This is a genomic window from Pseudomonas saponiphila (assembly GCF_900105185.1).
Taxonomy (GTDB): domain Bacteria; phylum Pseudomonadota; class Gammaproteobacteria; order Pseudomonadales; family Pseudomonadaceae; genus Aquipseudomonas; species Aquipseudomonas saponiphila.
The window spans coordinates 279,792-292,987 of record NZ_FNTJ01000002.1 but is presented as its reverse complement, the minus strand read 5'-3'; the positions used below and the strand labels follow the sequence as shown (position 1 = coordinate 292,987).

The window sequence follows — 13,196 nt, the reverse complement described above, 5'->3', positions numbered from 1 at the left end:
ACTCGAGTATTCGAGTTGATTGGTGTGACGGACAACGAACGAGCGAGGTGTTGGCGTGAACATTAATGCAACCCTGATTGGCCAGTCCGTTGCGTTCTTAATTTTTGTATTGTTCTGCATGAAGTTCATTTGGCCTCCGGTCATTGCTGCTTTGCACGAACGTCAAAAGAAGATCGCGGATGGACTGGACGCTGCCAGCCGAGCAGCTCGTGACCTGGAACTGGCCCAAGATAAAGCGGGTCAGCAACTGCGCGAAGCTAAAGCTCAGGCAGCTGAAATCATCGAGCAAGCCAAGAAGCGCGGTTCTCAGATCGTCGACGAAGCCCGTGAACAGGCTCGTGTCGAAGCTGAACGCGTGAAGGCTCAGGCTCAGGCCGAGATCGAACAGGAACTGAACGGTGTCAAAGACGCGCTGCGTGCCCAACTGGGCAGCCTGGCAGTCAACGGCGCAGAGAAGATCCTGGGTGCCACAATCGATCAAAACGCGCACGCAGAGCTGGTTAACAAACTGGCTGCTGAAATTTAAGCGAGGGCGATCATGGCAGAACTGACCACGTTGGCCCGACCTTACGCTAAGGCGGCCTTCGAGCACGCTCAGGCCCACCAGCAGCTGGCCTCTTGGTCAGCCATGCTCGGCCTGGCTGCAGCGGTGTCACAAGATGACACCATGCAGCGCGTGCTTAAGGCCCCGCGACTGACGAGCGCAGAAAAGGCCAGCACTTTTATCGAAGTGTGTGGCGACAAGTTTGATGCACAGGCACAGAATTTCATTCACGTTGCCGCCGAAAACGACCGTCTCCTGCTGTTGCCGGAGATCTCCGCTCTGTTCGACCTGTACAAGGCCGAGCAAGAGAAATCGGTGGATGTGGATGTGACCAGTGCGTTCGCATTGAACCAAGAACAGCAAGACAAACTCGCCAAGGTTCTCAGTGCACGGCTCGGCCGGGAAGTGCGACTGCACGCTGCGGAGGATGCCAGCCTTATTGGTGGCGTCGTAATCCGCGCCGGCGACCTGGTTATCGATGGCTCGATTCGCGGCAAACTCGCGAACCTTGCCGAAGCATTGAAATCTTGAGTTTGAAGGGGCAGCAGAGCAATGCAGCAACTCAATCCTTCCGAAATAAGTGAAATTATCAAGGGCCGCATCGACAAGCTCGATGTGACCTCCCAAGCCCGTAACGAAGGCACTGTCGTCAGCGTATCTGACGGCATCGTGCGGATTCACGGTCTGGCCGACGTCATGTACGGCGAGATGATCGAGTTTCCGGGCGGCGTCTACGGTATGGCCCTCAACCTTGAGCAAGACTCTGTAGGTGCCGTAGTACTGGGCGCGTACACCACTCTGGCTGAAGGCATGAGCGCCAAGTGCACCGGCCGCATCCTCGAAGTTCCGGTTGGTAAGGAACTGCTGGGTCGCGTAGTCGACGCACTGGGTAACCCAGTTGACGGCAAAGGTCCGCTGAACAACACCGAGACCGACGCGGTCGAGAAAGTTGCTCCAGGCGTGATCTGGCGTAAGTCGGTAGACCAGCCTGTACAGACTGGCTACAAGGCTGTCGATGCCATGATCCCTGTCGGCCGTGGCCAGCGTGAGCTGATCATCGGTGACCGTCAGATCGGTAAGACCGCTCTGGCGATCGACGCGATCATCAACCAGAAAGACAGCGGCATTTTCTGCGTATACGTAGCGATCGGTCAGAAGCAATCGACCATCGCCAACGTTGTTCGCAAGCTGGAAGAAAACGGCGCCCTGGCCAACACCATCATCGTGGCAGCCAGTGCTTCGGAGTCGGCAGCACTGCAATTCCTGGCACCGTACTCCGGTTGCACCATGGGTGAATACTTCCGCGACCGCGGTGAAGACGCGCTGATCGTTTATGACGATCTGTCCAAGCAAGCAGTGGCTTACCGCCAGATTTCCCTGCTGCTGCGCCGTCCACCAGGCCGTGAAGCCTACCCAGGTGACGTGTTCTATCTCCACTCCCGTCTGCTGGAGCGCGCTTCCCGCGTTTCCGAAGAGTACGTAGAGAAGTTCACCAACGGCGCAGTGACTGGCAAGACCGGTTCCCTGACCGCTCTGCCGATCATCGAAACCCAGGCTGGCGACGTTTCCGCGTTCGTTCCGACCAACGTGATCTCCATCACCGACGGTCAGATCTTCCTGGAATCGGCCATGTTCAACTCCGGGATCCGTCCTGCTGTGAACGCCGGTGTTTCGGTATCCCGTGTGGGTGGTGCCGCTCAGACCAAGATCATCAAGAAGCTGTCCGGTGGTATCCGTACCGCTCTGGCTCAGTACCGTGAACTGGCGGCATTCGCCCAGTTCGCTTCTGACCTGGACGAAGCGACCCGTAAGCAACTTGAGCATGGTCAGCGCGTTACCGAGCTGATGAAGCAGAAGCAATATGCGCCGATGTCCATCGCCGACATGTCCTTGTCCCTGTACGCCGCTGAACGTGGCTTCCTGACGGACGTCGAGATTGCCAAAGTTGGTAGCTTCGAACAGGCCATGATTGCTTACTTCAACCGCGATCACGCCGACCTGATGGCGAAGATCAACGTGAAGGGTGACTTCAACGACGAAATCGACGCTGGCCTGAAAGCCGGTATCGAGAAGTTCAAAGCCACCCAAACCTGGTAAGCCGCAGCGGGAGCCGCAAGGCTCCCGCTTGCTAACCTGATAGGTGTTACATGGCAGGCGCAAAAGAGATTCGCAGTAAGATTGCGAGCATCAAAAGCACGCAAAAAATTACCAGCGCCATGGAAAAAGTGGCGGTCAGCAAAATGCGCAAGGCACAAATGCGCATGGCTGCTAGCCGTCCTTATGCGGAGCGCATCCGCCAGGTTATTGGTCATCTGGCCAACGCCAACCCGGAATATCGTCACCCGTTCATGATCGACCGTGCTATCAAGCGCGTCGGTTATATCGTGGTGAGCAGTGACCGTGGTCTGTGTGGTGGCTTGAACACCAACCTGTTCAAGGCCCTGGTCAAGGACATGGCGGTAAACCGCGAACAAGGCGTCGAGATCGATCTGTGTGTGGTCGGTAGCAAGGGTGCGGCCTTCTTCCGCAACTTCGGCGGTAACGTCGTTGCAGCTATCAGCCATCTGGGTGAAGAGCCGTCGATCAACGATCTGATCGGCAGCGTCAAGGTGATGCTGGATGCGTACCTGGAAGGCCGGATTGACCGCCTGTCCGTGGTATCCAACAAGTTCATCAACACCATGACTCAGCAGCCGACCGTGGAGCAGTTGATTCCACTGGAGGCAACCCCGGATCAAGAACTCAAGCACCACTGGGACTATCTCTACGAACCGGACGCCAAGGAGCTGCTGGACGGCTTGATGGTCCGTTACGTGGAGTCGCAGGTCTACCAGGCGGTGGTCGAGAACAACGCAGCTGAACAAGCCGCGCGGATGATCGCAATGAAGAACGCTACCGACAACGCCGGTGACTTGATCAGCGATTTGCAGCTGATCTACAACAAGGCGCGTCAGGCTGCGATCACCCAAGAGATCTCGGAAATCGTCGGCGGCGCTGCCGCGGTTTAACGGTTCAAATATTCAGAGGATCCAGCTATGAGTAGCGGACGTATCGTTCAAATCATCGGCGCCGTTATCGACGTGGAATTTCCACGCGACAGCGTACCGAGCATCTACGACGCCTTGAAGGTTCAAGGCGCCGAAACCACTCTGGAAGTTCAGCAGCAGCTGGGCGACGGCGTGGTGCGTACCATTGCGATGGGCTCCACCGAAGGCTTGAAGCGCGGTCTGGACGTCAACAACACTGGCGCAGCCATCTCCGTACCGGTCGGTAAAGCGACCCTGGGCCGGATCATGGACGTACTGGGCAACCCGATCGACGAAGCCGGTCCTATCGGTGAAGAAGAGCGTTGGGGTATCCACCGTCCAGCTCCTTCCTTCGCAGAACAGGCAGGCGGCAACGACCTGCTGGAAACCGGGATCAAGGTAATTGACCTGGTTTGCCCGTTCGCCAAGGGCGGTAAAGTTGGTCTGTTCGGTGGTGCCGGTGTGGGCAAGACCGTAAACATGATGGAACTGATCCGTAACATCGCCATCGAGCACAGCGGTTATTCCGTGTTCGCCGGTGTGGGTGAGCGTACTCGTGAGGGTAACGACTTCTACCACGAGATGAAGGATTCCAACGTTCTGGACAAGGTTGCTCTGGTCTACGGCCAGATGAACGAGCCACCAGGAAACCGTCTGCGCGTAGCGCTGACCGGCCTGACCATGGCCGAGAAGTTCCGTGACGAAGGTAACGACGTTCTGCTGTTCGTCGACAACATCTACCGTTACACCCTGGCCGGTACCGAAGTATCCGCACTGCTGGGCCGTATGCCTTCCGCAGTAGGCTACCAGCCGACCCTGGCTGAAGAGATGGGCGTTCTGCAAGAACGTATCACTTCGACCAAGCAAGGCTCGATCACTTCGATCCAAGCGGTATACGTACCTGCGGACGACTTGACCGACCCGTCGCCAGCGACCACCTTCGCCCACTTGGACGCCACCGTCGTTCTGTCCCGTGACATCGCTTCCCTGGGTATCTACCCAGCGGTAGACCCACTGGACTCGACTTCCCGTCAGTTGGACCCGAACGTGATCGGCAACGAACACTACGAGACTGCTCGCGGCGTTCAGTACGTACTGCAGCGTTACAAAGAGCTGAAGGACATCATCGCGATCCTGGGTATGGACGAGCTGTCGGAAGCCGACAAGCAGTTGGTATCCCGTGCTCGTAAGATCCAGCGCTTCTTGTCGCAGCCGTTCTTCGTGGCTGAAGTCTTCACTGGTTCTCCAGGCAAATACGTTTCCCTGAAAGACACCATCGCTGGCTTCAAAGGCATCCTCAACGGTGACTACGACCACCTGCCAGAACAAGCGTTCTACATGGTCGGCGGCATCGAAGAAGCGATCGAGAAAGCCAAGAAACTGTAATCCCGGCGCCCGGCAACGGGCGCTAATTTAGGTTGAGGCAAGCAGATGGCTATGACAGTCCATTGCGATATCGTCAGCGCGGAAGGGGAAATCTTCTCCGGTCTGGTGGAGATGGTGGTTGCGCACGGTGAACTGGGTGATCTTGGTATCGCTCTGGGTCACGCACCGCTGATCACCAACCTGAAGCCAGGTCCGATCCGCTTGATCAAGCAGGGCGGGGAAACCGAGGTGTTCTACATCTCCGGTGGTTTCCTCGAGGTTCAGCCGAACATGGTCAAGGTTCTTGCCGACACCGTGCAACGTGCTGCCGACCTGGACGAAGCCTCCGCTCAGGAAGCCGTCAAGGCTGCTGAGAAGGCCCTGAATGAAAAAGGCGCAGATTTCGACTACGGTTCTGCTGCTGCACGTCTGGCCGAGGCCGCAGCTCAGCTGCGTACCGTCCAGCAGATCCGCAAGAAGTTCGGCGGCTAAGTCGCAGGCTTTCTGTGTGATTGCTTAAAAAGGGTAGCCTCGGCTACCCTTTTTATTTTCCGCCATTCACCCCCCCTTGGTCGCAGTCGCCGACCCCCCAGGATTGGTAGCCAGTCATGTCTCTCGAAATCGTTATCCTCGCCGCGGGTCAAGGCACTCGCATGCGTTCGGCGCTGCCCAAGGTGCTGCACCCGATCGCCGGCAACTCCATGCTCGGGCATGTTATCCACAGCGCCCGGCAACTTGATCCACAGCGCATTCACGTGGTGATCGGCCACGGAGCGGATGCGGTGCGCGAGCGCCTGGCGGCCGATGATTTGAATTTCGTGTTGCAGGACAAGCAGCTGGGCACCGGTCATGCCGTCGCCCAGGCCGTGCCTTTCATCACGGCCGACACCGTGCTGATCCTCTACGGCGATGTGCCGCTGATCGAAGTCGAGACTCTGCAGCGTCTGCTCAAGCAGGCGGGGCCGGAGCAACTGGGCCTGCTCACCGTCGAGCTGGATGACCCGACCGGCTACGGGCGCATCGTTCGTGACGCCAGTGGCAAGGTCACCGCCATCGTCGAGCAGAAGGATGCCGACGAGGCCCAGCGCGCGATCACCGAAGGCAACACCGGGATTCTCGCGGTGCCTGGCAAACGCCTCGGCGACTGGACTGGCCGGCTGTCCAACAACAACGCCCAGGGCGAGTACTACCTCACCGACGTGATCGCCATGGCGGTCAGCGATGGCCTGATCGTTGCCACCGAACAGCCGGACGACGCCATGGAAGTGCAGGGCGCCAACGACCGCAAGCAACTGGCCGAGCTGGAGCGCCACTACCAGCTGCGCGCCGCGCGCCGGTTGATGGCCCAGGGCGTGACCTTGCGCGACCCCGCACGTTTCGACGTGCGTGGCGAAGTCACCGTCGGCCGCGACGTGCTGATCGATATCAACGTGATTCTCGAAGGCCGGGTGGTGATCGAGGACGACGTGGTGATCGGGCCCAACTGCGTGATCAAGGACTGCACCCTGGGCAAGGGCGCGGTGATCAAGGCCAACAGCCACCTCGATGGCGCGGTACTGGGCGAGGGCAGCGATGCCGGTCCGTTCGCCCGCCTGCGCCCCGGCACCGTGCTGGAGGCCCGTGCCCATGTGGGTAACTTCGTCGAACTGAAGAATGCCCACCTGGGCCAGGGCGCCAAGGCCGGTCACCTGACCTACCTGGGCGACGCGGTGATCGGTGCCCGCACCAACATCGGCGCCGGCACCATCACCTGCAACTACGACGGGGTGAACAAGCACAAGACGGTGCTGGGCGAAGACGTGTTCATCGGTTCCAACAACTCCCTGGTGGCGCCTGTGGATATCTTGTCTGGTGCCACCACCGCAGCCGGTTCCACCATTACCCAGAACGTGGCGCCAGCCCAGCTGGCGGTGGGGCGAGCGCGGCAGAAGAACATCGACGGCTGGAAGCGGCCGGAGAAGATCAAGAAGGACTGAGGTTATCCACAACCGTGGTACCCCGTTCGCCGACAAACCAGCTCCCACACCGATCGGTAGGAGCCGGCTTGCCGGCGAATTTTTTCGCTCCCCCGCTTGACGAAGTTTCGATCATGGGTTTTTATTGCGCCTGTTATCTTTCGAATCGAAATTTAAGTCGCCATGTCGAAACGCAACACTCCCCAACGCCGCCACAACATCCTTGCCTTGCTCAACGAACTGGGCGAAGTGAGCGTGGACGCCCTGGCCAAGCGCTTCGAAACCTCTGAAGTTACGATTCGAAAGGATCTGGCCGCCCTGGAGAGCAATGGCCTGTTGCTGCGTCGCTACGGTGGCGCCATCACCATGCCCCAGGAGCTGGTCAGCGACCTCGGCCAGCCTGTGTCGCTCTACAAGCAAGCCATTGCCCGCGCCGCGGTGCAGCGCATCCGCGAACACGCGCGGATCATCATCGACAGTGGCAGCACCACCGCCGCGATGATCCCCGAACTGGGCCTGCAGCCAGGCCTGGTGGTCATGACCAACTCGCTGAATGTGGCCAATGCCCTGAGCGAGCTGGAGCACGAGCCGGTGCTACTGATGACCGGTGGCACCTGGGACCCGCATTCCGAGTCCTTCCAGGGCCAAGTGGCCGAACAGGTTCTACGCTCATACGACTTCGACCAGCTGTTTATCGGTGCCGATGGCATCGACCTGGCCCGCGGCACCACCACCTTCAACGAACTGCTGGGGCTGAGCCGGGTCATGGCCGAAGTGGCGCGTGAAGTGGTGGTGATGGTCGAATCCGACAAGATCGGCCGCAAGATTCCCAACCTGGAACTGCCATGGAGCAGCGTCCATACCCTTATTACCGATGATCGCCTGCCCTTAGAGGTCCGCGACCAAATCCAGGCCCGCGGCATAACTCTGATTTGCGCGGCTGTCAGCTAGGAGAGAAACCATGTGTGGAATTGTTGGCGCCGTTGCTGAACGCAATATCACCGCCATTTTGCTGGAAGGCCTCAAGCGCCTCGAATACCGCGGCTACGACAGCGCCGGTGTCGCGGTCTACACCAACGCCGGCAAGCTTGAGCGCATGCGTCGCCCGGGCAAGGTCAGCGAACTGGAACAGGCCCTGGCCGGCGAGCCGCTGGTGGGCCGCCTGGGTATCGCCCACACCCGCTGGGCCACCCATGGCGCGCCGTGCGAGCGTAATGCTCATCCGCATTTCTCCGGTGACCTGGCGATCGTGCACAACGGCATCATCGAGAACCACGAAGCCCTGCGCGCGCAACTCAGCGCACTGGGTTACGCGTTCACCTCGGACACCGACACCGAAGTCATCGCCCACCTGCTGGACCACAAGCTCAAGGACCTGGGCGACCTCACTGTGGCGCTGAAGGCCACCGTCAAGGAACTGCATGGCGCCTATGGCCTGGCCGTGATCAGCGCCAGCCAGCCGGACCGCCTGGTGGCGGCTCGCAGCGGCAGCCCGCTGGTGATCGGCCTGGGCCTGGGAGAAAACTTCCTCGCCTCCGACCAGTTGGCCCTGCGCCAGGTCACCGACCGCTTCATGTACCTGGAAGAAGGCGATATCGCCGAGATCCGCCGCGACGGCGTGCAGATCTGGGACATCGACGGCCAGGCCGTGGAGCGTGAGGCGGTGCAGTATCGCGATGGCGCCGAAGCGGCGGAGAAGGGCGAGTTCCGTCACTTCATGCTCAAGGAAATCCACGAACAACCGTCCGTGGTGCAACGCACCCTGGAAGGCCGCCTGAGCGCCAATCAGGTGCTGGTCCAGGCCTTTGGTCCGCAAGCCGCCGAGCTGTTCGCCAAGGTGCGCAACGTGCAGATCGTCGCCTGCGGCACCAGCTACCACGCCGGCATGGTGGCCCGTTACTGGCTGGAAGAACTGGCCGGCATTCCGTGCCAGGTGGAAGTTGCCAGCGAGTTCCGCTATCGCAAGGTGGTGGTGCAGCCCGACACCCTGTTCGTGACCATCTCCCAGTCCGGCGAAACCGCCGACACCCTGGCGGCTTTGCGCAATGCCAAAGAGCTGGGCTTCCTCGCCAGCCTGGCGATCTGCAACGTCGGCATCAGCTCCCTGGTGCGTGAATCCGACCTGACCCTGCTGACCCAGGCCGGGCGCGAAATCGGTGTGGCCTCCACCAAGGCCTTCACCACCCAGCTGGTGGGCCTGTTGCTGCTGACCCTGTCCCTGGGCCAGGTGCGTGGCACCCTGGCCGCCGGCGTCGAAGCCGAACTGGTGGAAGAGTTGCGCCGCCTGCCGATCCGCCTGGGCGAAGCCCTGGCCATGGACGGTGTGGTGGAAAAGACCGCCGAGCTGTTTGCCGACAAGCACCACACCCTGTTCCTCGGTCGTGGTGCCCAGTACCCGGTGGCAATGGAAGGCTCCCTCAAGCTCAAGGAGATTTCCTACATCCACGCCGAAGCCTACCCGGCCGGTGAGCTCAAGCACGGTCCGCTGGCCCTTGTGGATAACGACATGCCGGTGGTCACCGTGGCGCCGAACAACGAGCTGTTGGAAAAACTCAAATCCAACCTGCAGGAAGTGCGTGCCCGAGGCGGCGAGCTGATCGTGTTTGCCGACGAACAAGCCGGCATGACCAATGGCGAAGGCACCCACGTGATCCAGATGCCGCACATCCACGACATCCTCTCGCCGATTCTCTACACCATCCCGCTGCAGCTGCTGTCCTACTACGTTGCCGTACTCAAGGGCACCGACGTCGACCAGCCGCGCAACCTGGCCAAGTCAGTCACCGTGGAGTGAGTTATCCACAGTCGGGCAGTGCCTGGCTTTGGATAACCGCAACCGCAAACAAAAAAGGGGAGCCTGTCCAGGCTCCCCTTTTTGCATGCGCCTTGACCTTCCGGCTGCGCTCGTCGTGTCCGGCAGCCTGGCTGGCGGACGGCATGGCCTTCAGCGCGAATGCTGTACCGAAACAATGTCGCCAGTCGATGCGTCGATATCCACCCTGAACATCGCCTGGTCACGCTGACGGCTGAACATGCAGGTAAAGATGCTGGGCGAATCGTGCGGAAATTGTTCGAACCAGCTGTAGACACCTGCCTCAAGCTGGCCATTGATCAGCAACTGGTCGGCAATTCTGATCTGTTGCTGGCGGTCGCCGGAAACCACGTAAAGGGTCGCTGCCACGCCGGAGTCATCATCGTTCCACAGGATGGCGAGGTGCTGCCGATCCGGCACCACGATCGCCAGCAGGCCGCGGCTGTTGACCACGCTCAGGGGCTGATCCTGCCAGCGCCAGCAAGCTTCGACGACTCGGCAGGGAGCCCAGCCCAGAGCGATCATCTGGTCCACTGTCATGTGTTCGTCGATGACCTTGCCGTCTTCGCGGATCCGCTCGAAATCACTAATCACAACTTTCACTCCACAGGCAGCAAACTAGGCGTGCCGACAATTTTCAGATTCCTGTCACCGACGAACTCCACCTGCTGCACGCCGCCCTTGTAGTTCTCCAGCGGACCGGTGAGGCCACTGTGAATCTTTTGCGGTGCCGTGGTTTCGACGGTGATCACATGGGACACATCTGTCTTGAACCGATCGAGGATCACCAGTTTATCCCGCGCATAGGCCTGGCTGGGAATTGGCTCGGGGGCGGCGAAACCGCCGAAGGCTGGCTTGCCCTGCATGATGGCCTCGGCCTGGCCCTTGGCGACGACCATCTGGTATTGCCGTCCCGGCGGCACTATCTCGGTCTTGACCTGGGTGCCTTCCAACCACGCCGGCAAGTTGCCCTCGGCGATCATCGCCTCGTTGACCTGCGCGGCCGTTCGCACCTCTAGCACTTGCGACTGGTTGGCCAATCGCGCCGCATTGCGTTCGGCGCTGACCTTGGCCATTTTCGGCCCGGCGCCGAGCAGCGCCAGGCCGGCCATGCCTTGCAGCAGGTCACGGTAGCCCGGGCCGAGCCGGTCGCCGAGCTGCCCGAGCAATTCCATGCCGCCATAGATCGCGGCGCCCACCGCCACAGTGGTCAGCAGGGCCGCCAGGCCGGCCATGGCGGCCAGCACCAGTGCACCGGCGGCGGCGACCAGGCCCAGCGCCTCAAGGCCCGTGTGCAGCCAGCCCTCGATATCCAGCACGAACTCCACCTGCAGCGTCGGACCGCCGATAAAGGTGTTATGGCTGCCGGACTTGATATGCGCACCGCAAGTCATCTTGCTGCTCAGTCGCGCCGCCGGCTTGCCGTTGATGTACACCGTGGCGCTGCCTTCGGCGATGGTGATCGGGAAGGGCCAGGGCGGATGCGCGACGGGAAAGCCGCTGCAGGAACTGGACACGTCTTCGCCGGCCCGCATGGCATTGCGCAGGTTGACCAAGACGTTGGGACTGCCCCTTATGAGTGCACCGGTAGCGGGTTCGGGCAGATCGAAGATGGTCGACAGTCCCTTCACCAACTGGAACATCGACAGGCCACCGGCGGCGACCGAACCCGCCAGGATCACTGCCGCCAGGCCACCCGTTGCCGCGGTCGCGGCGATGATGGCCGCGCCAATGAGAGCGCCTGCCACCGCGCCGGCGAGCATGGCTGCAACTCCGAATCCATGGGCGATTTCATCGCCCAAACGTGCTGCGGCCTGTACATCCATGCTGAGATTGCGCCTCCGATACGACAAGCATCTTCCCTGGGGCCAGGTTGGCCCGAGGCGCGGATTATCAAAGAGTAGCCAGGGAAGGGGCAAGGCCAAAAAAGGCGGTCTGCAGCGAAGGAGGACGGGAGCTTCACGCGCAAGGTTATTTTTGTGCGACAGTTTTGCATTCTCCGAGTCCGCGACGAATGTCAGTGGATGGCCCGAGGAATCCCGACTTGTGCACAGGTCTGGATTTTTATCCTGCTAATGGAAAACCAATGAAACTTCGCCTGATTCATGGATGGATGCTCCTGCTGATGGTGGCTGTCCTGATGCTGGGAGCCCTGACCCCAGTGCTGTCCAACAGCCTCTTGCTGTTGATGGATCGGGCCAACTTCATTCCCGCCGAATCGTCCATCTGGACCTTCGAGCCAACACGGATCAACCAGGGTGCTGCTTCCTATTGGCTGTATGGGGAAGACCGGCACTACTACTTCTATTTTTCCTACGCCGAAGATCAGCCTTACCGGCTGATTGCCAAGAACAACTCGTGCCCGGGATTCGACAGGCACGATGTCGGCACCTGGTGTATCCCCTGAAGCCAGGGCCCTGGATTATGCTGCGGGCTCGCGACGCCCACCGGGTAGGCGCCGGCAGCTGAGGTAGGGCATGGACAGGTTCCAGGAAATGCAGGTATTCGTGTGCGTCGCCCAGGAGCAGGGCTTCGCCGCTGCGGCCCGGCGGTTGAACCTGTCGGCCGCCAGCGTGACCCGGGCCGTGGCCGCGCTGGAGCAGCGCATCGGCACTCAGTTGCTGATCCGCAGCACCCGCCGTGTGCACCTGAGCGATGCCGGGCAACGCTACCTGGAGGATTGCCGGCGCATTCTGGCCGAGGTCCAGGATGCCGAGGCCTCGGCCGCCGGTATCCATGCCCAGCCCCGTGGCCAGTTGACCCTGACGGCGCCGGTGCTGTTCGGCGATCTGTTCGTCACGCCTTTGCTGGTGCGCTACCTGCAACGTTATCCACAGGTGAGCGTCAACGCCCTGCTGCTGGACCGGGTGGCGAACATGGTGGAGGAGGGCATCGATGTGGCGGTGCGCATCGGCGAGCTGGCCGACAGCGGTCAGCACAGCATCCGTGTCGGGGAGGTGCGCCGGGTGGTGTGCGCCGCGCCGCAGTTCCTGGAGGCCCATGGGCGTCCGCAACATCCCGATGAGCTGCGCCAGGCACCGGTGATCGCGCCTTCGTCCATTGGTCAGGCCCGCAACTGGCAGTTCAATGACAACGGCCGGGTACTGAGCGTGCGCCCCGACCCGCGGTTGCTGGTCAGCGCCAATCAGGCGGCCATCAGCGCCGCCTGCCTGGGCTTGGGGCTGACCCGGGTGCTGTCCTATCAGGTCGCCGACAAGGTGGCGGCGGGCCAGTTGGAAATCGTTCTTGAGGCCTTCGAGCTGGCGCCCTTGCCGATCCACGTGGTGTACCAGGGCGGGCGCAAGGCGCCGGCGCGGGTGCGCAGCTTTGTCGACTTCGCCGTACAGACCCTGCGGCAACACCCATCGCTCAATCCCTGATCGGCTTTATTGCGCTGGATGAAATGATGGATTGCGATTTCTGGTGATTCTGTTGTTTTTCTCCGAGGACCAAGATAGGGCTCCCAGCGCGGCACTTCGACCGCGCCTCGTTTG

The 13,196-nt window shown here is 60.8% G+C and carries 13 protein-coding genes; 11 read left to right on the top strand and 2 right to left on the bottom strand.

Annotation, left to right across the window (positions count from 1 at the left end; all coding sequences use genetic code 11):
• Nucleotides 1-55 precede the first annotated feature (55 nt).
• The 9 genes from BLV47_RS23220 to glmS all read left to right on the top strand — a co-directional run bounded on the left by BLV47_RS23220 (nucleotide 56) and on the right by glmS (nucleotide 9,684).
• Complete coding sequence (locus tag BLV47_RS23220) at nucleotides 56-526, top strand: F0F1 ATP synthase subunit B (RefSeq protein WP_011064385.1); 471 nt, start codon at nucleotides 56-58, stop codon at nucleotides 524-526.
• Between the two features lie 12 nt (nucleotides 527-538).
• On the top strand, nucleotides 539-1,075 hold the full coding sequence (locus BLV47_RS23215; RefSeq protein WP_011064384.1) for a F0F1 ATP synthase subunit delta: 537 nt from the start codon (nucleotides 539-541) through the stop codon (nucleotides 1,073-1,075).
• 21 nt (nucleotides 1,076-1,096) lie between these two features.
• On the top strand, nucleotides 1,097-2,641 hold the full coding sequence (gene atpA / locus BLV47_RS23210; RefSeq protein WP_016964879.1) for a F0F1 ATP synthase subunit alpha: 1,545 nt from the start codon (nucleotides 1,097-1,099) through the stop codon (nucleotides 2,639-2,641).
• A 50-nt stretch (nucleotides 2,642-2,691) separates the two neighbouring features.
• Nucleotides 2,692-3,552 carry a F0F1 ATP synthase subunit gamma gene (atpG, locus tag BLV47_RS23205; RefSeq protein ID WP_016964880.1) on the top strand — a complete coding sequence of 287 codons (861 nt, stop codon included), beginning with the start codon at nucleotides 2,692-2,694 and terminating at the stop codon, nucleotides 3,550-3,552.
• Nucleotides 3,553-3,579: 27 nt separating this feature from the next.
• Nucleotides 3,580-4,956, top strand: a complete 1,377-nt coding sequence (gene atpD, locus BLV47_RS23200) for a F0F1 ATP synthase subunit beta (RefSeq protein WP_007924510.1) — start codon at nucleotides 3,580-3,582, stop codon at nucleotides 4,954-4,956.
• Nucleotides 4,957-5,001: 45 nt separating this feature from the next.
• Complete coding sequence (locus tag BLV47_RS23195) at nucleotides 5,002-5,427, top strand: F0F1 ATP synthase subunit epsilon (protein WP_058438442.1); 426 nt, start codon at nucleotides 5,002-5,004, stop codon at nucleotides 5,425-5,427.
• A 116-nt stretch (nucleotides 5,428-5,543) separates the two neighbouring features.
• Nucleotides 5,544-6,911, top strand: a complete 1,368-nt coding sequence (glmU, locus tag BLV47_RS23190) for a bifunctional UDP-N-acetylglucosamine diphosphorylase/glucosamine-1-phosphate N-acetyltransferase GlmU (protein ID WP_092318003.1) — start codon at nucleotides 5,544-5,546, stop codon at nucleotides 6,909-6,911.
• Between the two features lie 162 nt (nucleotides 6,912-7,073).
• Nucleotides 7,074-7,841 (top strand): DeoR/GlpR family DNA-binding transcription regulator, encoded by a 768-nt coding sequence (locus tag BLV47_RS23185; RefSeq protein ID WP_092318000.1) that lies wholly within the window; start codon nucleotides 7,074-7,076, stop codon nucleotides 7,839-7,841.
• Between the two features lie 10 nt (nucleotides 7,842-7,851).
• Nucleotides 7,852-9,684 (top strand): glutamine--fructose-6-phosphate transaminase (isomerizing), encoded by a 1,833-nt coding sequence (gene glmS / locus BLV47_RS23180; protein ID WP_092317997.1) that lies wholly within the window; start codon nucleotides 7,852-7,854, stop codon nucleotides 9,682-9,684.
• Between the two features lie 150 nt (nucleotides 9,685-9,834).
• Here glmS and BLV47_RS23175 read toward each other — a convergent pair whose 3' ends face one another.
• Both BLV47_RS23175 and BLV47_RS36770 read right to left on the bottom strand, forming a co-directional pair.
• The gene (locus BLV47_RS23175; protein ID WP_092317994.1) at nucleotides 9,835-10,296 is read right to left on the bottom strand and encodes a hypothetical protein; all 462 of its coding nucleotides are present in this window, start codon (nucleotides 10,294-10,296) and stop codon (nucleotides 9,835-9,837) included.
• Nucleotides 10,297-10,301: 5 nt separating this feature from the next.
• Nucleotides 10,302-11,528, bottom strand: coding sequence for a PAAR domain-containing protein (locus tag BLV47_RS36770; RefSeq protein WP_092317991.1), 1,227 nt, complete (start codon nucleotides 11,526-11,528; stop codon nucleotides 10,302-10,304).
• Between the two features lie 260 nt (nucleotides 11,529-11,788).
• On the opposite strand from BLV47_RS36770, the gene BLV47_RS23165 reads away from it, so the two are divergent.
• On the top strand, nucleotides 11,789-12,109 hold the full coding sequence (locus tag BLV47_RS23165) for a hypothetical protein (protein WP_092317988.1): 321 nt from the start codon (nucleotides 11,789-11,791) through the stop codon (nucleotides 12,107-12,109).
• A 70-nt stretch (nucleotides 12,110-12,179) separates the two neighbouring features.
• On the top strand, nucleotides 12,180-13,082 hold the full coding sequence (locus tag BLV47_RS23160) for a LysR family transcriptional regulator (protein ID WP_092317985.1): 903 nt from the start codon (nucleotides 12,180-12,182) through the stop codon (nucleotides 13,080-13,082).
• Nucleotides 13,083-13,196 lie beyond the last annotated feature (114 nt).

Bases quoted from the DNA above. Each gene is read 5' to 3' on its own strand.
- BLV47_RS36770 (WP_092317991.1), bottom strand. From the start codon at position 11,528: ATGGATGTACAGGCCGCAGCACGTTTGGGCGATGAAATCGCCCATGGA.
- glmU (WP_092318003.1), top strand. From the start codon at position 5,544: ATGTCTCTCGAAATCGTTATCCTCGCCGCGGGTCAAGGCACTCGCATG.
- BLV47_RS23215 (WP_011064384.1), top strand. From the start codon at position 539: ATGGCAGAACTGACCACGTTGGCCCGACCTTACGCTAAGGCGGCCTTC.
- BLV47_RS23165 (WP_092317988.1), top strand. From the start codon at position 11,789: ATGAAACTTCGCCTGATTCATGGATGGATGCTCCTGCTGATGGTGGCT.
- atpG (WP_016964880.1), top strand. From the start codon at position 2,692: ATGGCAGGCGCAAAAGAGATTCGCAGTAAGATTGCGAGCATCAAAAGC.
- BLV47_RS23195 (WP_058438442.1), top strand. From the start codon at position 5,002: ATGGCTATGACAGTCCATTGCGATATCGTCAGCGCGGAAGGGGAAATC.
- atpA (WP_016964879.1), top strand. From the start codon at position 1,097: ATGCAGCAACTCAATCCTTCCGAAATAAGTGAAATTATCAAGGGCCGC.
- glmS (WP_092317997.1), top strand. From the start codon at position 7,852: ATGTGTGGAATTGTTGGCGCCGTTGCTGAACGCAATATCACCGCCATT.
- BLV47_RS23160 (WP_092317985.1), top strand. From the start codon at position 12,180: ATGGACAGGTTCCAGGAAATGCAGGTATTCGTGTGCGTCGCCCAGGAG.
- BLV47_RS23185 (WP_092318000.1), top strand. From the start codon at position 7,074: ATGTCGAAACGCAACACTCCCCAACGCCGCCACAACATCCTTGCCTTG.
- atpD (WP_007924510.1), top strand. From the start codon at position 3,580: ATGAGTAGCGGACGTATCGTTCAAATCATCGGCGCCGTTATCGACGTG.